A 21,463-nucleotide genomic window follows, 5' to 3' on the forward strand; every position below is an offset into this window, starting at 1 on the left:
GGCAGGCGCGCACGGTGGATCAGTTCGCCACCATCGGCGGCATCGCCGGGTCTTGCTGATTGGCGATCTGTTCGGCGCGGTGTCGAATGTGCTCGAGATATCCGGTGCCGGTGAGGACGTAGAAGCGTTCCTCGCGGATCGCCTCCACCACCAGGTCACCGACACCGCGCGGCTCGAGGCCCTGCTCGAACGCCCGCCGGGCTGCATCGATCGACCACCCGCTCGGGCGCGGGCCGGCCTGCGGATAGCGCGCGGGGCGATTGCGTTCGGAAACGTAGATGCCGGTGTCGACGAGTCCTGGGCACAGCACCGAGGCGCGCGGCTTGTATCCGCCGTCGACGAGTTCGAAACGCACCGTCTCCGATAGCGCGACCACCGCGGATTTCGATGCCCCGTACACCGAGCCGCCCGCGATCAGTCCGGCGATCGAAGCGGTGTTGACGATGTGCGCCTGCTCGCCCTGGTCGATCATCAGCGGCAGGAATGTGTGGATGCCGTGCACCACGCCCATCAGATTGACGCCGAGCACCCACGCCCAGTCGTCGAGCGTGCTCTCCCAGCTGGGCTTGCTGCCCGCGAAGACGCCCGCGTTGTTGCACAGCACGTGCACGGCGCCGTAGGCGCGCAGCGCGGATTCGGCCAGCGCGGCCACTTCGCCGGGTATCGACACGTCGGTGACCACGGCGTGCACGTCCGCGCCCGCCTCGCGCAGATCGGCCGTGGTGGCCGCGAGCGCGGCTTCCTCGATGTCGGCGAGTACCACGCGCATGCCCGCCGCGAGGAACGCTTCGACCATCCCGCGGCCGATCCCACAGGCCGCGCCGGTGACCACGGCGATCTTGTTGTCCAGGCTGTCCACTGTTCCTCCGCGTCGGTCGATCCGGTCAGAGGTCACCAGGGTAGGGAAGCGCCGCCCGCCGAACATCGACCCGAGGGCCGATGTTTTTCCTGGTCCGAGCCGTTATTGTGAAAGTGGGTGGGAGTCCCCTTTCGACGCGATCGGCGATCGGCCATGTGCGCCACCCGAACTGCTGCCCGCGTGAGAAGGAGAATCGGTGCGCAAGGTCTATGTCGTCACGCATCCGGAGGCGACCCATCACGTCGACCGAGTCGTGGGCGGGTGGTTCGACTCCGAACTCACCGCGGCGGGCACGCGTGCGGCGGCCGCCATCGGCGTGGCGCTGCGTGCGCGGATACCCGAGGACGCCGACGTGCGGATGTACTCCTCGGATCTGCTGCGCACCGCGCAGACGGCCGAAGCGGTCGGCGAGGCATTGGGCGTGACGCCGATCCTCGACGCGAGACTGCGCGAGAAGTCCTACGGCGAGGCGGGCGGACGGCCGCAGGAGTGGCTGGATCGGCGATTCGTTCCACCGCCCGCGGTCGGCGAACGCCTGCGCCACGACGAGGGAATCGCGGGCGCGGAGACCAAAATGAGTCTGGCACAGCGCATCTACGCCGCGATGGGAGAAATCCTCGATGACCCCCGTGAGCATCAGGTGATCGTGACGCACGGCGGCGCAATGACATTCGTGATCGCGGCGTGGATCGGGATGCCGATCGAGTCGGCGGGCTACGTCGCCTTCCGGGCCGCGTCCGGCAGTATCACGGTGCTCACCGAGGACGATTTCTTCCACAACCGCGAGGTGTCGAGCCTGGGCGACACGCGCCACCTCGAGGCCGTGCCGGCAAACTGACCGTCGTTCGCGCCGTCGATTTCGAGGTCTGCTCGCCGTCCGCCACCGAGTGGCAACCCGCCGCGCCAGTCCTCTCTGAGCCACCGCCGTCGACTTCGAGGACCGCGCGCCGTGGCTTTGCCTGCGGTCCGCCGCCGTGGGAACCGCCGCTTCAGGCTCCCCGAGTCCAGTGCCGTCGATTTCGGGAAACGTCGCCGTCGGTCCCGTCGAGCGTCCGCCTGGGTGCTCTGTGGTCGACTTCGGCCGGGCCCGCATCCTGCGGGCAATGACCGAACTCGGACGAGTCGCGCTTCGGTCAACGCGCCCCGCCCTCGACCCGCGCGGCGTACATTTCCGATCATGGACAGGGTCGAGCTGAGCGCGCCGGACGGTCCGCTGCCTGCGCTGATCGCCAGGCCTTCCGGCGCGGGTCCGTGGCCGGGCGTCGTCGTGGTGCACGACGTGCTGGGGTTCGGTCCGGATCTCGAGGGGAACCTGGCGATGCTCGCCGAGCACGGTTATCTGGCCGTTGCCCCCGATCTGTTCTCGCGCGGCCGTGCCCGTTGTATGCGGGCGGTGATGCGCGCGCTGTGGTTCACCGGCGGCAAGTCCGACACCGACGCGGTCCCGGTGCGCGACATCCTCGCCGCACGCGACCGCCTGGTGTCCGATCCGGCGTGCACCGGCCGCACGGCCGTGGTCGGTTTCTGCATGGGCGGCGGGTTCGCGCTGCTGACCGCGCCGCGCGGCTTCGACGCGGCGGCCCCGTTCTATCCGGGCCTCTACGGCGACTACCGCACCTTGCTCGACGGCACCTGCCCGGTGGTGGCCAGCTACGGCCGCCGCGACCCGTCGCTGGTCGGCGCGCCGGCCAAACTGGAACGCGCGCTCACCGAATTCGGTGTCGCTCACGACATCAAGACGTATCCGGGCGTCACCCACGGCTTCGCCAACACCTTCCCCGGCGACCGGCTGCTGCGCGTCACCGGTCTCGGCCACAACGCCGACGCGACCGCGGACGCCTGGCGACGCATCTTCGCCTTCTTCGAGAAGCATTTGGCGGACCGCGAAAACCCGCCGTCACGCTGACCGCCGAATCGGCCACCGATCCGACGGCTATCTGCCACACCTCCAGTACGCCGTCGGCAAGGGGTCAGGGAGCAGATCCGCCCGATCCGGCGTCAAGCGCGGAGCGGTGAGCGGTGTTGACCTACAGGTGATTTCATGTCGGCGTGACCGATGGGGGTGGTGGCTATGGACGGTTTGGGGAATTCACCCTACTCAGCCTGCGCCGCCGCGCCGCGAATTCGGGCGCATGGCTATATGAGTCGGCTATCGCAGTCGCTGGCGGACCTCGGTGGCGAGGTCGGCGGCGGTATCACGCAGTGCCTCGATGAAAAGCTGTCTCGGGGTGGCCGGGTCCCCGCCGCGATAGACGACGCAGGTCGGGCGGACCGCAGCGGGATGGTCGATGCGGACCAATGCGATGCCGGGTGGCAGCACAGGAACCGCGATTCCAGGTACCACGGTGCTGCCCATACCCGCCGCGACCAGCCCGAGTTTGGCGAACCAGTCGCGGGCGACGAAGGCGATCTCCGGTTCCCAGGCGGCGTCGCGCCAAGCGCCGAGCAGGGTGCTGTTCACCTCGGTGCTGCCCGCGATCCAGCGCTCCCCGCGCAGCTGCGCGGGCGTGACGCTGGCCCGGCCCGCGAGGGCGTGGTCCGGTGGCACCGCGACGAGCAACGGGTCGTTCAGGAGTGAGACGATCTCGGTATCCGGGGGCGGATTCCGCATCTCGCTCACCACCGCCAGATCCAGCCGCCCCCGCGCGACGGCGGAGGCCAACCGCGGGCTGGTGCCCTCGCGCAGCGGTACGCGCGCGAGTCGTGGCGCCGCGGCGGCGATGGCCCTCGGCACCAGCGCGGCCATGGCGGTCGAGAATGCGCCGACCCGGAGCGTGGCGGGCGGAAACGCGGTCAGTTCGTCGAGTTCCTGCCTCGCGGAGCCGAGCCCGCCGAGTACCGTTTCGGCATGGCGCAGCAGGATCCGTCCCGCGTCGGTGACCTGGACGCCGCGCGCGTGCCGCTCGAACAATGCCCGGCCCGCCGCCTGCTCCATGAGGGCGATCTGCCGGGACACCGCCGACTGCGTGTAGCCCAGATTCTCCGCGGCGGTCGAGAACGACCCACACCGAGCGGCCTCCCGGACCACCCGCAAGCCGACGATCGTGAACTCACCCATGCGATCCACTCATATCAGATATGCGATACTCTCGCTTGTCGCATATCTCGACGCTCCCTAGCGTCGGAGGTATGAGTGCAGCAGCGAACAGGAAACTGATAGAGGACATCTTCGAGCAGATGTCGCAAGGCAATACCCGGGCGATGGTCGAGGCCATGGCCGATGACTTCCGCTGGGTCTTTCCGGGGAACTGGTCCTGGTCGGGCATCTGGGAACCGAAATCGGTGGTGCTGAACGAACTTCTGCGGCCGCTGATGACCCAGTTCACCGAGTACCGTAGCGCGGCCGAGTTCGTGATCGCCGAAGACGACCGCGTCGTCGCCCAGGTCCGCGCGCACGCCCGCACGACCCGGGGCGAGCCGTACGAGCAGACCTACTGCCTCGTCTTTCGGATCGCGGACGGTCGGCTCACCGAGGTGATCGAACATTGCGATACTGCGCTGGTCGAGCGGGTGCTCCAACCGCTCCATCGGGTTGGTGGCTAGCGTCGACGCCTGGAGGCCGGGTCGGCCTCGGCATGCCACCGCCTCAGCCTCTCGGCCGACACCTGGTGTATTTAGCGAGGCTACGCACCGAGGAGTGCCCGGACAGCATCGGCGTGGACGCGCCGGCCTCGGCGGCATGGTGAGCTTGCTGTGTCTGAGTTGGTGCAGCGTGAACGGGCCGCACTTGGTGTGCTGCTGTCCCGGCAGACTTTCGGATGCCTCGCAGAGGAGATCGTGGACGTCTATCGGACAACGCCCTCGGGCATGAACAGCGGTGGATACTTCTGCTCAGCCACGACCGACCACCTCGGTCGGCGATTCCGAGGCGAAGATCTCCTCGAGCGCGCTCTCGGCGGTGTCAATGGCTTGGACCGCGATCACCCGCCACCCAGCGACGGACTTCGCGACCTCGAAATGAACAGCCCAGCGACGGATTTCGCTCTCGTCGGCGCGGCGACGGGACCAGATCACCTCGATCGTCGCGCCGACGGCGTTGTAGACGGTGACGCGGCGATCGGGCACGACGGTGTGGACGCAGGCGACCGACCGGGGCTGACCCTTTTCGGCACACAGGCCCGACGGGCGGTGAATACCTCAGTGACCAGGCATCGCGATCGATGCCTGGTCACCGGATCTACCCGAGGTGGCCTTACGGCGTGGTGAGTGCGGCGACAGCCGGTGCGAACATCGTGTTCTTGATCGCGCCGAGGGTGCCGGAATCCTTGCCGCCCAGCGGAATCAGCATTTCCAGCGCGTCCGCGAGCACCTGCCCTTCGGCGACCGCCGCGTCGACGATGTCGACCTCGGCGGCGGCCTGTCCGCCGTAGCGGCGGCCGGTGGTCATCGAGGCGACGGCGGTCTTCGGGGGCAGCTTGGCCTGGATCAGGGCGGCCATGCCGGGGGTGAAGGGGATGCGGATGTCGACTTCGGGGAAACAGAAGTAGCCGCGGTCGGCGCGCATCACGCGGTAGTCGTGGGCGATGGCGAGCATGGCGCCCGCGCCGAAGGCGTGTCCAGGCAGCGCGGCCGCGGTCGGCACCGGCAGGGTGAGCACCCGCGCGAACAGGGCCTGCACGCGCTCGACGTACCACGGGCCGCGGTCGGAGTTGGCGCCGAGCCAGTCCAGGTCCAGGCCGTTGGAGTAGAACTTGCCGCTCGCGGTGGTGACCAACCCTTGCGCGCCCTCGGCGAGGACGGTGTCCAGGTGGGCGTTCACTTCGTCGAGAAACTCGGGGGAGAAGCGGTTTTCGTCGCCGCCGAGGTCCAGGACGGCGATCTTGTCGTGGTAATCCAGAGTTGGCATGGTGGCTCCTTCGTCATGGGACTTTTTCACGGGGGTGGCCCGACCGCGAGCACAGCGCGCACGGCGGCCCGAAGTTGTTCGCGGGCAAGGGGTTCGGCGATCCGGTCGCGGCGGATCAGGATGGCGGTCGGCAGGTCGACCAGGCAGGTGGTGAGTACCTCGACGGCGCGGCGGTCGCGGCGGCCCCACTGCCGCTGCGCGAGGCGCACCAGCAGATCGATCAGCGCGCGTTCGGCGGTGCGCACCTCGGCGGCGACGTCGTCGGGCAGGTCCTCACCGAGCAACTGCTCGCGGGAGACGGTCAGCAGCAGCCGGGAGGAGTCGGGGAATCGTTCGGCGAACACGCTCGGCGCCTCCGCCGCGGCCACGATCGCCTCGGCCGCACCGTTTTCGGCGTTCGATCGCACATCGACCAACTCGTTCTGCACCGCGAGGAATCGCCGCGCCGCGCGCAACCACGCGCGCCCGAGCACTCCCGACCGCGATCCGAACGTGTGGTACAGCGCGCCGTTCGACATGCCCGTCGCCGCGGCGACGGCGCGGATGGTGACCGCGGCGGGCCCACCGCGCACCGCCAGCGATTCCGCGGCGTCGAGCACGGCGTCGGGATCGTGGGTCCGGGGGCGTGGCATGCCGACGACTATAACAGAGCAAGTGCTCTGTTATACAAGGGCGACGCGGTCCGGCTCGGGTTTCGCAGGCGCACTGCATATTTCGCTCGGTAACTGCTACCGTGAGTCACCTAACGGATTCCGTTGTGCCCGCACGCGCGAGTGATTCGATGCGGTACTGTTCGGGCCCTCCCCCCTTGCCCGCACGAGCAGAACGGCATCCGCATGTCACGAGTGGTCACCAAGGAGCAGTACTTCGACAGCGCTTTGGAGGTGCTGGCCGAACTCGGGTTCAAGGGCCTCAATATCGGGCTGCTGTGCCGTCGGCTCGGGGTAACCAGCGGTTCGTTCTACCATCACTTCGGCAGCTGGCAGGGTTTCGTCGACGCGCTGCTCGAGCATTGGGAGAACCGGCAGGTGCTCATCCTGCGCACGTTGAAGTTCAATCAGGGCGATCCCGACGACGACGTGCGCGCCATGTCCGATCTCGCGGCGGGCCTGCATCACGAGGCCGAGGCCGCGATCCGGGCTTGGGCCGCCAACGACGAATCGGTGAATCTGGCGCTCAAGCGGGTCGACGAGTCGCGCCGCCGCACCGTGCACAAGGTGATCAACGGGGTGGTCGGCGACGACGAGACCGCCACCGTGGTCACCTCGCTCGGTATGGCGATGCTGGTCGGCTACCAGCAGATCAGCGCGACCGGTGGCGACGTGTCACTGCAGCGGCTGCTCAACGAATACGCCCGCCTGATCTACTCGCATGCCCGCCGCCCGGCGGCGGCGGGCGCTCAGCCGAGCAGCTCGTCCACGTAGCACCAGCGCCACGCCTCACCCGGTTCCACGCTGCGCATCACCGGGTGGGCGGTCGCGGCGTGGTGCTTGGTGGCGTGATTGCCCGGCGAGGAGTCGCAACAGGCGATGTGCCCGCAGGACAGGCACATTCGCAGGTGCACCCAGGTCAGCCCTTCGGCGACGCATTCGTCGCACCGGTCCGGTTCGGTGGGTTCGCGCAGCAGCGGCGCGGCACGCAGGTGCTCGCAGTCGTCGATGATGGCGGGCGCGGCGAGGGGTTCGCCGCGTTCTTCCTCGGTCTCGTCGAATCGGTCGATCATGGATTCCTCCAGATCGAGCCTGGCCAGCACGTGTTGCAGGATCTCGTAGTCCATGCCGCCCGAATCCCGCACCCGCAGCACGGTTTCGCGTTCGGCGCGCAACATCTCCAGCCGCAGCCTGCGGTATTCGGCGGTGGGGGTGCGCTGTTCGGATTCCGCGCGGCCCAGCCGTTCCCAGGCGGCGTTGGTCCGCCAGGTCAGCCGGTCCCGCAACGATTGCACGACCTGCGGCGGTGTGTCGGGTCCGGCGGCCGCGTCCAGCGCCGCCATTCCCGCGGTGCCTGCCTGGGTGAGCAGATTGGCCTTCTGCAGCGCGTCCTCGGAGCGGCTCGGGCCGCGCAGACGCAGCAGGCGCACCAGCCAGGGCAGCGAGGGGCCTTGCAGCAGTAGGGTTCCCGCCACCACGACCAGCGCGAGCAGCTTCAGCACGGGCAACTGCGGGGTGTCCTCGGGCAACAGCAGCACGGCCGCCAGCGTGACCACGCCGCGCATGCCCGCCCACGAGACCACCGTCGGGTAGCTCAGCGGGGTCGTCGAACGACCCAGCCGTTGGAACAGCAACGACCACGGGAAGATCCACAGCGGCCGCGCCACCATCACCGCGAGCAGGACCGCGATCGCCGAGACGATCAGGGTGGTGTGGTCGAGGCCACTGCCCCACGCCCCTTCCAAGATCGCCCGCACCTGCAAGCCGATGATGAGGAACACCGAGCTCTCCAGGATGAATTGGATGGTGCGCCAGTTGGTGCGTTCGGCGATGCGAGAGGCCGCCGACTGCCAGACCGGCGCGCCGTGCCCGAGGATCATGCCGCAGGTCACGACCGCGATCACACCGGAGGCGTGGATGCCTTCCGCTGGCAGATACGCGGCGAACGGCGCGAGGAACGACAGCGTGGTGTCCAGCACGGGGTCGGTGATCCGCCTGCGCAGCATGGCGAGCACCCCGGCGACGGCGATACCGACGACCGCGCCGCCGCCCGCGGCGAGCAGGAAGTTACCGCCCGCGCCCCATACCGACGCCGCGCCCGCCGAGGCCGCGATCGCGGTCCGCAATGCCACCAGCGCGGTCGCGTCGTTGAACAGCGATTCGTCCTCGAGGATGGTGACGATGCGCCGCGGCATTCCGATCCGGCGCGCCACCGCCGTCGCCGCGACGGCGTCCGGCGGCGCGACCACCGCGCCGAGGGCCACCGCCACCGCGAACGGCACCGGCAGCAGCCACCACACGACCCCCGCCACCGCGAAGGTGCTGAACAGCACCAGACCCACCGACAATGACGCGATGGTGCCGATGTTGGCGCGGAAGTCCACCAGCGAGGTCCGGATCGCCGCGGTGTAGAGCAGCGGCGGCAGCAAGCCGAGCAGCACCACCTCCGGTTCGAGGTGCACCTCCGGCACGAACGGCAGATAGGAGGCGGCCACTCCGGCCACGGTCAGCACCAAGGGTTCGGAGACCCCGAGCCGGCGCGCCAGGGCCGCGAGCGCGGCCGCCGACGCGACGAGAACCACCAAGCCGATCGCGACATGCACTAGGGCATTCTCGCAAAACGCGACCGCCGCGTCGGTGCCGCGGTGGACGACACGGTCGCCACGCCGATTCCCGCGAATGGCTGCCGCGCGGCCGCGCACGCGCAATGCTTGTTCGATATGGAGGAGTTTGCGAATTGGCGTGCGAACGGACACCGGTTCACCCATCGTGGGCATCAGATCTTCTGGACCGAGGGCGGCGGCGGACCCGAAGGGGTCCTGTTGTGTGTCCACGGCTTCCCGACCGCGTCCTGGGACTGGCATGCCGTGTGGCCCGGCCTGTGTCAGCGGTTCGCGCGGGTGCTGGCCGCCGACATGATCGGTTTCGGCTGGTCGGCCAAACCGCGCACCTACGACTACAGCATCGCCGACCAAGCCGACCTGCAAGAACGACTGCTGCGCGAACAAGGCGTGCAGCGTTTCCACCTGCTGGCCCACGACTACGGTGACACCGTCGCCCAGGAGATGCTCGCCCGCGACGCCGAACGCCGCGCGTCCGGAGACGATTCGCTGATCATCGAATCGGTGTGCCTGCTCAATGGAGGACTGTTCCCCGAGACCCACCGTGCGCGCCTGGTCCAGCGGCTGCTGGCCGGACCGCTGGGGCCGCTGGCAGGCATCTTCGGCGGCGAGGCTACGTTCGGCAGGAGCCTGTCAGCGGTCTTCGGGCCCGACACTCGCCCCAGCGCCGCCGAGCTGCACCAGTTCTGGCTGCTGTGGTCGTCCCGGCACGGTAAGAGCATCGGGCACAAGCTGATCCGGTACATGGCCGAGCGTCGCAAGAACCGGGAACGCTGGGTCGGCGCGCTCCAGCGCACCGAGGTGCCGGTGCGGTTGATCGACGGGCTGCGCGACCCGGTCTCGGGCGCGCACATGGTCGAACGCTATCGCGAGCTGATCGAGCACCCCGATGTGGTGGAACTTCCCGACATCGGCCACTACCCGCAGATAGAGGCGCCGCAGCGAACCCTGGACGCATTCCTCGAGTTCCATCGCACCAGGGTCAGGTGATCGTCTAGCGCACCGGCAAACACCTCGCACTATGGGCATCCCCATAGAATCGACGCGTGGCACGCCGATCCAGTCCCGACGGTTCTCGCACCCGCCTGCCCGACGCGCGACGGCGGATGATCGAAGGCGCGATCGACTCGCTGCGCGTGCACGGCGCCAGCGCGACCAGCGTCGACCGGGTACTGGCCAGCACCGGCGCGCCGCGCGGCTCGGTGTACCACCATTTCCCCGGCGGACGCACCCAGCTGATCAACGACGCGGTCACCACCGCGGGCGACATCATGGCCGGCTACATCGAGCGCCTCACCCGCGACAGCGACCCGGTCGAGGCGCTGGAGAAGTTCGCCGACATGTGGCGCACCACGCTGCGCGACAGCCAGTTCCGCGCGGGCTGCCCGATCCTCGCCGTCGCCGTCGAAACCAACGACGACGCACCGGAATTCGCGCGCGCCGCGGCGGCGGTGTTCGAGCGGTGGCACGCCGCGCTCATCGATGTACTGACCAGGAACGAGGTCCCCGCCGACCGGGCCCGCCGCCTGGCCATCCTCACCGTCGCCTCCTTCGAGGGCGCGATCGCGCTGTGCCGGGTGCAGCAGAGCATCGATCCCCTCGACGACGCCGTGGCGGAACTGCGAGCGCTCTACCCGGCGACGCGCTGATCCCCTACCGGAGGCGGAGCCGGAGATCCGACCGCACGCGGATGTGCTACCGCTGCAAGCTCGCTAGCGTGCTTGCAGAGCGGGGCTGGCCCGCGCACCGCGGGTGACGCGGTCGGCCACAGGGGACGGTAGAGCGGATGAAGATCGAAGGTTCACGAGTCCTGATCACGGGCGCCAGCGGCGGCATCGGGCACGCCATCGCCCACGAGTTCGCCGACCGCGGCGCCGAGTTGGTGCTGACCGGTCGCCGCGCCGACGTGCTCGCCCCGCTGGCCGAGCAGATCGGCGCCCGCGCCGTGCCCGCCGATCTGGCCGACAGCGAGGCCGTCGCGGCGCTGCTCGCGGCCGCGGGACCGGTAGACATCGTCGTCGCCAACGCGGCCCTGCCCGCCAGCGGGTTGCTCACCGACTACTCGATCGAGCAGATCGATCGCGCGCTCGACGTGAACCTGCGCGCCCCGATCGTGACCGCCCGCCTGCTCGCCGAACCCCTCATCGCCCGGGGGCGCGGCCACCTGGTGTTCATCTCCTCGGTCTCGGGCAAGCTCGCCTCACCACGCGCCTCCCTCTACAACGCCACCAAGTTCGGGCTGCGCGGCTTCGCCGAGGCGCTGCGGCAGGATCTCGCCCCGCACGGCATCGGAGTGTCGACGATCTTCCCCGGTTTCGTCCGCGACGCGGGCATGTTCGCCGACGCAGGCATTCCCGCTGCCCCCGGGATGGGCACCTCGAGCCCCGAGCAGGTGGCCGCCGCGGTGCGCCGCGCCGTCGAACGCGATATCGGCGAGATCGTGGTGGCTCCGCTACAGGTGCGTCTCGGCGTGCTGCTGGGAGGCATCGCGCCGGGCCTGGCCGCGCGGGTGCAGCGGCTGGGTGGCGCGGACAAGATCGCGGCGACACTGGCGGACGCGCAGCGCGTCAAACGGTAAGCGCGCAAGGATATCGCGCGACACTCGATCCCGCGCCGCATCGTCCGGCTGGTAGCGCAGTTTCCGAGCTACCAGCCCTTGCGGGTCCGCGACACGCGTTCCGATCCGCGCGGTCGGCCCAGCCTGACCGGTATTGCCAGCCCGCTAGCGCACATCGCCGGGGGATCGACCGCCTGGACTTTCAAAGGTCGTCCGAGGTGGCGGCCCTCAGTTCGTCGAGCGTCTCGTGGATGAGCGGCACCAAGTCTTGCCGTCCGGCGTCGGCGATCCAGCGGTTGAAAGCGACTTTGAATACCGCGATTCCCGCTTCAGAGGTCAGGATCGCGGTTCGGGCCTCGATGCCGCGCCCCCGCAACGCCCCGGCGATCCCCTGCGCGAGCGTGGACAATTTGACCAGCTCGCGCTCCTGCAACTCGGGGTTCGCGGCGATGACGGCCTGGCGTGCGCCAGCCTCCTCGCGGCGTTCCCGCAGAAGATCCGAGGCGGCCTCCAGGCCCGCGATGACCGCGCCGATGGCGGTGGACGTCGGCGGCGCACTGTCGACGGCACGCACCACCAACTCTTGCAACACGCCCGCGCCCGCGAACAGGACATCACGTTTGTCCGTGTAGTGGCGGAAGAAGGTCCGTTTGGTGAGCCCTGCCCGGACGGCGATGTCCTCCACCGTGGTCTGGTCGAACCCGCGCTCGCCATAGAGCGCCAGCGCCGCCCGTTCGAGGCGACCACGCGCGTCCGGCTCCCAACGGCCCACTGTCGACCTCCTCATTGTTCCTGGTCTCACCAGTGACACTATCCGTGATGACACCAGATGTCATCATGACGTACTCTGATGTCATCAGGTGTCATCACTAACCAGGAGATTCTTATGCGGGTATTCGTCACGGGGGCGTCCGGCTGGGTCGGTTCGGCCGTCGTCCCCGAGCTCATCGGCGCAGGCCATCGAGTCCTCGGCCTGGCCCGATCGGATTCCTCGGCCGCCGCCCTCACCGAAGCGGGGGCCGAGGTGATTCGCGGCGGCCTGGACGACCTGGACGTCCTGCACGCGGGCGCCACCGGATCCGACGCCGTCATCCATCTGGCGTTCATCCATGACTTCAGCAGATTCGCCGAATCCATCCAGACCGACGCGCGAGCCATCGAGGCGATGGGCGCGGCGCTGGAGGGCACCGGCAAACCGCTGGTGATCACCGCCGGGACGCCGGCCGTCCCCGGCCAGGTCGCGACCGAACATGACCACTCTGCCCCCGGCACCCCAACGGCGGGCCGGGACGCCAACGCCAGGATGGCCCTCGCCATGGCTTCGCGCGGTGTCCGCTCGTCGGTGGTGCGGCTGCCTCGCTCGGTCCACGGCGACGGCGATCAGGGCTTCATCGCCCAACTCATCGGCATCGCCCGCGACAAGGGCGCCTCCGGCTACGTTGGAGACGGAACCAGCCGCTGGCCCGCCGTACACGTCCAAGACGCCGCCCACCTGTTCCGCCTCGCGCTCGAGCAGGCCCCGGCGGGATCGGTCCTGCACGCGGTCGGCGACGAGGGAGTTCCGATTCGCGTCATCGCCGCCGCGATCGGCCGGCAGCTGACCCTGCCGACCGGCCCAGCACCGGCCGAGAATTTCGGCTTCCTCGGCCACCTCCTGGCCATCGATCAGCCCGCCTCCGCCACGCTGACCCACGAACTCCTCGGATGGAAGCCGACCCGGCCGGGACTCCTCGAGGACCTCGATCAAGGCCAATACTTCGCCTGAGCACAGTCGGAACGCTTCGGGCGAGCGTCTCGCCGAAGACTGCGGCCCGTTCTCAGATGGCCTGAAAACGCGTCAGGGAATCGGCGGAGATACTCACCTCAGCGCAGCGGCAACACCATCGTGACACTGGTAGTCCCCGCTCGGTTGACGATCTGGGAGCCGGGCACATCGGCGAAGCCCAGTCGCTGGTAGAGCCGGCGCGCCGGATTCTCTTCGCGCACACTGAGACTCATCGCGGGGTAGCGTCCGGCGACGTCGGCGATGAGCCGTTCCAGCATGGCCGTACCGAGTCCGGTGCCGCGGGCGCTCGGCGCGACGGCGATCGCGAGTTCCGGGGTGGCGTCGTCGACGTAGCCGTAGGCGGCGTTCGCGCCGGTGAACAGCCGCACCCAGGCCGCGCCGCAAGGGGATTCGGCCGGACCGCCGACGACACCGAGATCGCCCTCGGCGCCCCAGCCGTCGACGTAGCGCGACAGCGCGGGGATGGTTTCCAGGTCGGCGACGGTCAGTCCCTGCTCTGCGGCATGCGAGGCCTCGTAGAGCATTTCCCACAGGAACGGTTCGTCGGCGGGCACGGCCGGGCGCAGTAGAGCGGAGATCACGGACCCGACGATAGGGCAGCTGTGCGCGCCGCGGCCACGCCATTTCGGGTCGGTGCACCGCACGCCCGAGGGCGCCACCGCCGTATTCCCCGCCCCGACCGTTGTCCAACGCAGTCAGGAGCCGCAGAAGTCCCACGCAGTCAGCCCCGGCTCGACCGGTCGCCGCGGTCACCACCCCGATGCGGGGGAGTGCGGTCGACGATGGTCGCGGCCCGAGCAGATCTGCCATTCCGTGCGTTACTTCCCTGTTCGACGTGGCGTTACTGGCTGGGGGACGACACCTTTTGGGCATGCTTCGCCACCCAGACACCGACACCGATCGCCGTGGCTACCGGCCACGACACCAGTCCGGTGGCGGCCGCCGCGCCGAGCCCGCCGTAGTAGAGCAGCTGCTCCCGATCCGGCACCCGATGCAGTGCCGCCGTGGTCGCCGAGGAGACTCCGCCGGCCACGGTGCGCGGCCCGGGCGGAAGCGGGACTTTCGTCATCCGCACGCCGACGGTCGGAAGCGGGACACGCAGTCCCTCGTGCTCTTCGGTCGCCGCATTCTCTCCGGTCGCCGGCGATTCTCTTCCGGATTCGGGCACCGGAGGTGCCGTCCCGGATAGCTCGCTACCCGATTTGTGGGCCTGCTTGGTCGCTGTCTTGTGGGACATGGCCGTTCCTTCCTTGTCCTGGACCTCCGCGCCGAGTATGCGATCAAGTCAAGACCGGTCGGCCGCTGACCGCTACGTCCCTTGGCGGTGCGGTCGATGGACTTTGGTCACCGACGGCGACGCCGCGCTCCCAGGTCAAGCTTGCGGCAACCAACAGAGCCGCGGACAAGCCGAGCAATACCGGACAGATCTCGAACCAGATGACTCCGGTTCGCGCGCCGGTCACACCAGTCAGCACGGCCAGGCAGCTGAGTTTTCCCGTCACGCTCCGGCACACCCGGCTGTGCCGGTCGACGCGGCAAGACCGATCAGACGGGCGCCGATCGAGGCGTTTCACCGAGGATGTCGGCGCCGGCCTCTTCGCTCTCACCGCCGAGACGAAGCACGGTCGCGAACCCAGCGGCGAGACAGTCGGTCAATGTCGCGAGATCAGGGACCGCGGCGGTGTCCGCATTGATCGCGATATAGCAGGTCCCGGCATGCGAGGTCAGCGTCACGTTGACGGCCGTGCCGATGGTGGGACCGAATGCGTAGATCCGGTCGATTCGCGCACCTGCGATATAGAGAGGCACCGGAGAACCCGGGACGTTGGACGCGACGAAGTCGATGTGCTCGAGCATCTCGGTGAGCAGTCCGGCGGGCAACCGGTTGAACGCCGCCGCGACGGCGCCGGACAGCGGTATCGCCGGCTCACTGCGCCAACCATCGACCGCGGCGTCCACGGCGCGCATCAGATCTCCGGTCTCGGGGATGTCGACCGGCAACGCGAAACGAGCCAGCGTGATCCGGTTGCCGCCCAGCGGATCATCGGCTGTGCGAAGACTGATCGGCATCGTCACGCGCAGCCGGTCGACTTTCGCGCCGCGCCGATCGTGGTATCCGCGCAGTCCGACGACCACCGCGGTCAGGAACGCGTCGTTCATCGTGCAGCCCGCAGACCGCGCGGCGCGGCGTAGCCGCTCGACGGGAGCGTCCAGCACCGCCAGCCCGCGACAGAGACTGCGCTCGGTCATCACCGGCGAGAGCGTCGATGTGACGGGCTGTGCCAATCGGAACAGGGAGGCCGCGAGCGCGGCGCCGGCGCGCGCCGCCCGCGCGGGATGAGTGACCGCTCGCCATGCGGTCCGCGGCGTTGCCCGGACACCGCTGCCGAGGAGATCCGTGCCGACCGACCAGTTCCATGCCACCAGATCGCGGAGCGCGCCGTCACGCTCCGGCGACGGCTCGGGCGGAAGGCGGCGATCGGTACCCGCCCGATCGAAATCGAGCAGCGCTGTGGCGATCTGAATGCCACCGATACCGTCGGTGAGACTGTGGTGCACCGTCAGCACCAACGCGCATCCGCCACCTCGCAAGCCGCTGAGCAACGTCGAGTGCCACAGCGGACGGACCGGATCGAAGGCGGTCATCGCTTCGGTTCGGGCGAATTCGAGCACCGCGGAGAAATCAGCCGGTGCCGGGACCGCGGAACGTCGCAGATGCCAGGACAGGTCGAAATCCGGATCGAGTACCCAGCGCGGCGGGGCGAGACCGAATGGGGCGCGGACCAACCGATGCCGCAATCTCGGCACGATGCGGGTGCCGCGATCGAAGGTCTGTACCAGGCGATCCCAGTCCGGCTCGGTGTCCAGGATCTGGACCGAGACGATGGTCGAGCGCAGGATCGGATCACGCTCCATGTTCCACGAGAACAGGTCCGATTGCGACATGTGGGATTCGCGGGTGGCCATACGCCCGAGTCTGCTCTGTCTCGCTCGAAGGCGAACGATGACGAAGACCCCTATGGCTGGGCCATTCGTCCTCTGTGCCGGCTACTCGAGCCGCCTGCTGGTCCTCTTCGCAGGTCGAGGGAGAAATCCCGATGGAGCAATCCGGAAGATCCGAACGAGGGAGGAGTCGTCCGCGAACGCCCAGCGATCGGCGTCGATGCTCGTAGAATCGAAGGATGACGTTCCTCCGGCAATCCGAGGAACACCCCGAGCTCAGCAAGATCGAGAAACGGGCATCCTCGGTCGCCCAGATACTCGTCGACCGCGTCACCGCGACCCCGGACGCGGAGGCATTCCGATTCCCGGACGGCGACAGGTGGGCCAGTGTCTCCTGGAAGCAGTTCGGTGACCGGGTCACCAGCCTCGCCGCCGGGCTCATCGCGCTGGGAACAGAGCCCGAGGACCGGGTCGCGCTGTTGTCTTCCACCCGGTACGAATGGGTGCTCGCCGACTTCGCCGTGATGTACGCCGGCGCCGCCACCACCACCGTGTACCCCACCACGAAGGCGCCCGGCGTCGCGTTCATCGTCGCCAACTCGGGCAGTCGGGTCGTCGTCGCCGAGGACCAGGCTCAAGTCGGCAAACTGATCGAGCACCGCGCCGAGTTGCCCGATGTGCAACAGGTGGTGATCATCGACGGCGTGGGCGACGGAGACTGGGTGATCGCTCTCGACGACCTCGAGGAGCGCGGCCGCGGACTGCTCGCCGAGTCCCCTGACGCCGTGGCCGACCGCATCCACGGAATCCGGCCCGAGCACCTGGGCAGCATCATGTACACCTCCGGCACGACCGGCACCCCCAAGGGGGTTCGGCTGCCGCATTCCGCGTGGACCTACAGCGCCGCGGCGATCGACGCCCTGAACGTTCTCGGCCCCGACGACCTGAACTTCTTGTGGCTGCCGCTGTCCCACGCGTTCGGCAAGGTGATGTTGGCGTTGTCACCGCTGATCGGTTTTCCCACCGCGATCGACGGCCGGGTGGACAAGATCGTGGACAATCTCGCGATTCTGCGTCCGACCATCGTCGGCGCCGCCCCGCGCATCTTCGAGAAGGCGCATGCGCGAATCGAGGGCATGGTGGCCGAGAAAGGCGGGCTCGAGAAGAAGCTCTTCGACTGGGCGGTCGGAGTCGGTCTGGAAGTCTCGCGCGCCAAGCAGGCGCGCAGGCGGCCGTCGCCGCTCGTCTCGCTACAGCACCGAGTCGCCGACCGGCTGGTGCTCACCAAGATTCGCGAACGCTTCGGCGGCCGGCTGCGGTACTTCGTATCGGCAGCGGCGCCCTTGGATCGCGATGTCGGGCAGTGGTTCGACGCGATCGGTGTCATCGTGCTCGAGGGGTACGGCCTGACCGAGACCGCCGCCGCCTCGTTCATCAACCGTCCGGAGGCATACCGGTTCGGTACTGTCGGCAAGCCGTTCCCCGGTACCGAGGTCCGGATCGCCGAGGACGGCGAGATCCTGCTCAAAAGCCCCGGGGTGATGAGCGGCTATCACGACCGCCCCGACGCGACCGCCGAGGCTTTCGACGCGGACGGCTGGTTCCGCACCGGCGACATCGGCGAGATCGACGCAGACGGCTTCCTGCACATCACCGACCGCAAGAAGGACTTGTTCAAGACCTCGCAGGGCAAGTACGTCGCACCTTCGGCGATTGCCGCCACATTCAAGGGAATTTGTCCATACGCGGCGGAACTCATCGTCTACGGAGAGACACGACCCTACTGCGTCGCATTGGTCGGCCTCGATGCCCAGAGCATCACCGAATGGGCAGGCAAGCACGGCATGGCAGGGAAATCGTTCGCAGAAATCGCGGGCGATGCGAAGACCCACGACGTGATCGCCGGCTATGTCGACCACCTGAACGCCCAACTCGATCGCTGGGAACAGATCAAGAATTTCGACATCATCGACCACGAATTGTCCGTGGAGGCAGGTGATCTCACCCCGAGTATGAAGCTGCGCCGCAAGATTGTCATCGACAACCTCGCCGACAGCATCGACGCCCTCTATCGCTGAAGCCGATCGATGACAGTCACTACTCCACGTCCGGGCGCGCCGCCACCTCGAGTACGACCGGATCTCCGTGGAACGGGCGGTCCCGTCGAAGGATGACCGGTGACGACCTCAGGGCAGGATGCGGACCGGCTTTTGGCCGTTGTCCGGGATCTCGTGGCCGAACGGCACACCGTGGACCGCGCCGCGCGCGCGATGCTCGACAGCGAGCTGGACCGTGATCTCGGGCTGGACAGCCTCGGCGTCACCGAGCTGCTCGACCGCACCGAGCATGCCTTCGGGGTAAGCCTGGGACGCGGCGTTCTCGGCACCGTGACCACGCCGCGCGATCTTCTGGCCGCCGTGCACGGCGCTCCCGTTCGGAGCCGCAGGCAGTCGATGCCCGTCCGGCACGCCGTGCCGCCGCGCACCGGCCGGACACCGGAAGCCGCCGCCACACTCTGCGAGGCGCTGTTCTGGCATGCCCGCACCCACCCCGACAGCACGCACCTGCGGATACTCGCAGGCGGCCCGCGGGACTGGGAGCAGGAGGAAGTCAGCTACGGTGAAGTGCAGTCCGCCGCCGCAACGGTGTCCGCCGCCTTGCTCGTTCACGGGCTGCGCCCCGGCGACCGGGTAGCCATCATGCTGCCCACAGGCCGGGCGTACTTCACCACCTTCCTCGGTGTGCTCGTGGCCGGTGGCGTTCCGGTACCGGTCTACCCGCCCTCACGTCCGTCGCAGCTCGAAGAGCACCTGCGGCGTCAGGTGCGCATCCTCGGCAACGCACAAGCCCGCATCCTGGTCACCGATCCGCAGGCCGCGCGGCTGGCGCGGCTGGTGCGCGGCCAGGTGGAGTCGGTACGCCACGTCATGACCCCGGAAGAACTGGCCGGTTACGGGGAGGTCGAAGGCTCGCTCCGCGGGGCGGGCGAGGTCGCGTTGGTGCAGTACACCTCAGGTAGCACCGGCGATCCCAAGGGCGTGACCCTGACCCACGCGAACCTGCTGGCGAATATCCGGGCGATGGGTGAGGCGGCCGAGGTCGCCGCCTCGGATGTGTTCGTCAGCTGGCTTCCCCTCTACCACGACATGGGTCTCATCGGGGCTTGGTTGTCCTGCCTGTACTTCGGGGTGCCGCTGGCCGTGATGTCGCCGCTGGACTTTCTCGCGCGACCCGCGCGGTGGCTGTGGGCAATACACGCCCACCACGGCACGGTGTCGGCGGCCCCGAACTTCGCTTACGAACTGTGTCTGCGCAAGATCACCGACGCGGAACTCGACGGGCTCGACCTCGGGTCGCTGCGGATTCTCTTCAATGGCGCCGAACCCGTGAGCGCGGACACCGTGACCGGGTTCGGCGAGCGATTCGCCGCCTATGGGCTGCGCCGCGAGGCCCAGGCCCCGGTCTACGGACTGGCCGAGGCGTGCGTCGGCCTCACTCTCCCGCCCGTCGGCCGGGGGCCGATCGTGGACCGAGTCGACCGCGACCGTTTCCTGCGCACCGGCAGGGCGATGCGGGCCGCTGCCGACGACCCGGATCCGCTTCGCTTCGTCGGCTGTGGCCGGACGATTCCCGGCCACCGGATTCGCCTGGTCGACTCGGCGGGGAACGCGCTCGGCGACCGGCGTGAGGGCCGGATCGAGTTCTGCGGACCGTCTGCCACCGCGGGATACTTCCGCAATCCGCGGGCAACGAAAATGTTGTCGCGGCACGGCTGGCTCGACACCGGCGACCTGGGCTATTTCGCCGACGGAGAACTCTTCGTGACCGGCCGGATCAAGGACTTGATCATCCGGGCCGGCCGCAACCTGCACCCGGAAGAACTCGAACGGACCGTGGGCGATATCCCGGAAATCCGCAAGGGGTGCGTCGCCGTCTTCGCGACACCCGAACCCGTCGGCGGCACGGAGCGGCTGGTGGTGTTCGCCGAGACGCGCCAGACCGCGGCAGCCACGCTCGCCCGACTGCGGGAACAGATCATCGGGGTCAGCATCGACCTGCTCGGAACACCTCCTGACGACGTCGTACTCGCGCCACCCGGGACGGTGCCGAAAACCTCCAGCGGAAAGCTCCGGCGCGCAGCCACCCGGGAACGCTACGAGCGAGGCGATGTGCGTGCTCGTGCCCGGCCTGTTCGGTGGCAGCTGGCCCGGTTCGCAGCGCGGGGCGCGATCCCCGCGCTACGGCGCGTGGGCCGGCTCACCGCAACCGGGGCTTTCGCCTTGTGGTGTTGGTCGGTTCTCGTCGCCGTGGGTCTGCCGACACTGATCGGCATGGCTGCGCTGCCTCGCCTCAGCGCACGGCGAGCCGTCGCGCGTGTGGCCGCCCGCAGCCTCGCCCGGCTCACCGGCACCCGCATCACCGTGGACGGGGCCGAACAACTGGTGCGGCTGAGCAACTGCGTCGTAGTAGCCAACCACGCCAGCCTCCTCGACAGCATCGCGTTGTCCACGCTCCTTCCCGGCCGCTTCACCTTCGTGGCCGGCGAGGTTTTCGAACGCAAGCCGCTGATCGGCTTCCTGTTGCGGCGGGTGGGTACGCGATTCGTCGAGCGAACCGAGCGCGAACACAGCGTGGCCGACACTCATCGACTGATGCGAGCGGCACGGCACGGCGAATACCTGGTGGTGTTCCCGGAAGGCAGCCTCTCGCCGGTACCGGGCCTTCGACCGTTCCACATGGGTGCGTTCGTGATCGCCGCGAAGGCGGGCCTTCCCGTCGTGCCGGTCGCGATCTCGGGCACCCGGGCGATGATGTGGCCCGACCACGGCGCGATCATCCGCCGCGGCGCCATCCACGTGGTCGTCGGTGAAGCGATCCGTCCTGACGGAGACGGATGGGGTGCCGCCATCGGGTTGGAACGCGCGGCCCGCGCCGCGATCGCCGCACACTGTAAGGAACCCGACAACGCCGGGTGATGCGGGTCGCGTGTCCGGTTCGTTCGGAAGGTCGGGCACCGGCGAGGCGGTCTCGCGGCCCTGTGGCATCCGAACCCCCGGCGTCATCTCGACTACCGAAACTCGCCGGACCCGTCGACCCACGGACCGGAGGTCGCCGACACCAGCGGGTCCCTGGTCAGATGCTCGGAAAACCACACCGCGGCCAAATCGGCCGGGCGGCGTGCTCTGCCAGCTCAGGAGGTT

The 21,463-nt window shown here is 68.8% G+C and carries 20 protein-coding genes; 10 read left to right on the forward strand and 10 right to left on the reverse strand.

What is annotated here, in order from left to right; genetic code table 11:
* Positions 1-19: 19 nt before the first annotated feature.
* Complete coding sequence (locus tag NX1_RS02910) at positions 20-859, reverse strand: SDR family NAD(P)-dependent oxidoreductase (protein WP_068053250.1); 840 nt, start codon at positions 857-859, stop codon at positions 20-22.
* 196 nt (positions 860-1,055) lie between these two features.
* Between NX1_RS02910 and NX1_RS02915 the strand changes: the two genes are divergently transcribed.
* Both NX1_RS02915 and NX1_RS02920 read left to right on the forward strand, forming a co-directional pair.
* Positions 1,056-1,697: a histidine phosphatase family protein gene (locus tag NX1_RS02915; RefSeq protein ID WP_068053253.1), complete on the forward strand. Its 642-nt coding sequence runs from the start codon at positions 1,056-1,058 to the stop codon at positions 1,695-1,697.
* A gap of 339 nt (positions 1,698-2,036) precedes the next feature.
* Entirely contained in the window at positions 2,037-2,765 is a 729-nt protein-coding gene (locus NX1_RS02920) for a dienelactone hydrolase family protein (protein WP_068053257.1), read from the forward strand.
* Between the two features lie 243 nt (positions 2,766-3,008).
* Here NX1_RS02920 and NX1_RS02925 read toward each other — a convergent pair whose 3' ends face one another.
* Positions 3,009-3,917 carry a LysR family transcriptional regulator gene (locus NX1_RS02925; RefSeq protein ID WP_068053260.1) on the reverse strand — a complete coding sequence of 303 codons (909 nt, stop codon included), beginning with the start codon at positions 3,915-3,917 and terminating at the stop codon, positions 3,009-3,011.
* Positions 3,918-3,988: 71 nt separating this feature from the next.
* Here NX1_RS02925 and NX1_RS02930 point away from each other — a divergent pair, with 71 nt between their 5' ends.
* Positions 3,989-4,402, forward strand: a complete 414-nt coding sequence (locus NX1_RS02930) for a nuclear transport factor 2 family protein (protein ID WP_068053263.1) — start codon at positions 3,989-3,991, stop codon at positions 4,400-4,402.
* A 288-nt stretch (positions 4,403-4,690) separates the two neighbouring features.
* Here NX1_RS02930 and NX1_RS02935 read toward each other — a convergent pair whose 3' ends face one another.
* The 3 genes from NX1_RS02935 to NX1_RS02945 form a co-directional block, all read right to left on the reverse strand.
* On the reverse strand, positions 4,691-4,924 hold the full coding sequence (locus NX1_RS02935; protein ID WP_068053266.1) for a DUF6841 family protein: 234 nt from the start codon (positions 4,922-4,924) through the stop codon (positions 4,691-4,693).
* A gap of 127 nt (positions 4,925-5,051) precedes the next feature.
* The gene (locus tag NX1_RS02940; protein WP_068053270.1) at positions 5,052-5,705 is read right to left on the reverse strand and encodes an enoyl-CoA hydratase-related protein; all 654 of its coding nucleotides are present in this window, start codon (positions 5,703-5,705) and stop codon (positions 5,052-5,054) included.
* 26 nt (positions 5,706-5,731) lie between these two features.
* Complete coding sequence (locus tag NX1_RS02945; protein WP_068053273.1) at positions 5,732-6,337, reverse strand: TetR family transcriptional regulator; 606 nt, start codon at positions 6,335-6,337, stop codon at positions 5,732-5,734.
* A 204-nt stretch (positions 6,338-6,541) separates the two neighbouring features.
* Here NX1_RS02945 and NX1_RS02950 point away from each other — a divergent pair, with 204 nt between their 5' ends.
* The gene (locus NX1_RS02950; RefSeq protein ID WP_068053276.1) at positions 6,542-7,129 is read left to right on the forward strand and encodes a TetR/AcrR family transcriptional regulator; all 588 of its coding nucleotides are present in this window, start codon (positions 6,542-6,544) and stop codon (positions 7,127-7,129) included.
* Here NX1_RS02950 and NX1_RS02955 read toward each other — a convergent pair.
* Entirely contained in the window at positions 7,105-8,958 is a 1,854-nt protein-coding gene (locus tag NX1_RS02955; RefSeq protein ID WP_068054131.1) for a Na+/H+ antiporter, read from the reverse strand. The two genes, NX1_RS02950 and NX1_RS02955, sit on opposite strands and share 25 nt — an antisense overlap.
* Positions 8,959-9,000: 42 nt before the next feature.
* Between NX1_RS02955 and NX1_RS02960 the strand changes: the two genes are divergently transcribed.
* The 3 genes from NX1_RS02960 to NX1_RS02970 all read left to right on the forward strand — a co-directional run bounded on the left by NX1_RS02960 (position 9,001) and on the right by NX1_RS02970 (position 11,554).
* Positions 9,001-9,966 carry an alpha/beta fold hydrolase gene (locus NX1_RS02960; RefSeq protein WP_245668287.1) on the forward strand — a complete coding sequence of 322 codons (966 nt, stop codon included), beginning with the start codon at positions 9,001-9,003 and terminating at the stop codon, positions 9,964-9,966.
* A gap of 56 nt (positions 9,967-10,022) precedes the next feature.
* Positions 10,023-10,625, forward strand: coding sequence for a TetR/AcrR family transcriptional regulator (locus tag NX1_RS02965; protein WP_245668288.1), 603 nt, complete (start codon positions 10,023-10,025; stop codon positions 10,623-10,625).
* Between the two features lie 137 nt (positions 10,626-10,762).
* The gene (locus NX1_RS02970) at positions 10,763-11,554 is read left to right on the forward strand and encodes an SDR family NAD(P)-dependent oxidoreductase (RefSeq protein WP_068053278.1); all 792 of its coding nucleotides are present in this window, start codon (positions 10,763-10,765) and stop codon (positions 11,552-11,554) included.
* Positions 11,555-11,735: 181 nt separating this feature from the next.
* Here the strand turns inward: NX1_RS02970 and NX1_RS02975 are convergent, their stop codons facing one another.
* Positions 11,736-12,305 carry a TetR family transcriptional regulator gene (locus NX1_RS02975; RefSeq protein WP_068053281.1) on the reverse strand — a complete coding sequence of 190 codons (570 nt, stop codon included), beginning with the start codon at positions 12,303-12,305 and terminating at the stop codon, positions 11,736-11,738.
* Between the two features lie 114 nt (positions 12,306-12,419).
* On the opposite strand from NX1_RS02975, the gene NX1_RS02980 reads away from it, so the two are divergent.
* Entirely contained in the window at positions 12,420-13,298 is an 879-nt protein-coding gene (locus tag NX1_RS02980; protein WP_068053284.1) for an SDR family oxidoreductase, read from the forward strand.
* A gap of 98 nt (positions 13,299-13,396) precedes the next feature.
* On the opposite strand, the gene NX1_RS02985 is transcribed toward NX1_RS02980, so the two are convergent.
* From NX1_RS02985 to NX1_RS02995, 3 genes are all read right to left on the reverse strand, one after another.
* The gene (locus tag NX1_RS02985; RefSeq protein ID WP_218024040.1) at positions 13,397-13,900 is read right to left on the reverse strand and encodes a GNAT family N-acetyltransferase; all 504 of its coding nucleotides are present in this window, start codon (positions 13,898-13,900) and stop codon (positions 13,397-13,399) included.
* Positions 13,901-14,160: 260 nt separating this feature from the next.
* On the reverse strand, positions 14,161-14,556 hold the full coding sequence (locus tag NX1_RS02990; RefSeq protein WP_157119496.1) for a hypothetical protein: 396 nt from the start codon (positions 14,554-14,556) through the stop codon (positions 14,161-14,163).
* Between the two features lie 308 nt (positions 14,557-14,864).
* Positions 14,865-16,286, reverse strand: coding sequence for a wax ester/triacylglycerol synthase domain-containing protein (locus NX1_RS02995; RefSeq protein ID WP_068053290.1), 1,422 nt, complete (start codon positions 16,284-16,286; stop codon positions 14,865-14,867).
* 215 nt (positions 16,287-16,501) lie between these two features.
* On the opposite strand from NX1_RS02995, the gene NX1_RS03000 reads away from it, so the two are divergent.
* Both NX1_RS03000 and NX1_RS03005 read left to right on the forward strand, forming a co-directional pair.
* Entirely contained in the window at positions 16,502-18,340 is a 1,839-nt protein-coding gene (locus tag NX1_RS03000; RefSeq protein WP_068053293.1) for an AMP-dependent synthetase/ligase, read from the forward strand.
* 99 nt (positions 18,341-18,439) lie between these two features.
* Positions 18,440-21,238, forward strand: coding sequence for an AMP-binding protein (locus NX1_RS03005; RefSeq protein WP_068053296.1), 2,799 nt, complete (start codon positions 18,440-18,442; stop codon positions 21,236-21,238).
* Positions 21,239-21,463 lie beyond the last annotated feature (225 nt).

This window comes from Nocardia xishanensis NBRC 101358, assembly GCF_001613365.1.
Lineage (GTDB): Bacteria > Actinomycetota > Actinomycetes > Mycobacteriales > Mycobacteriaceae > Nocardia > Nocardia xishanensis.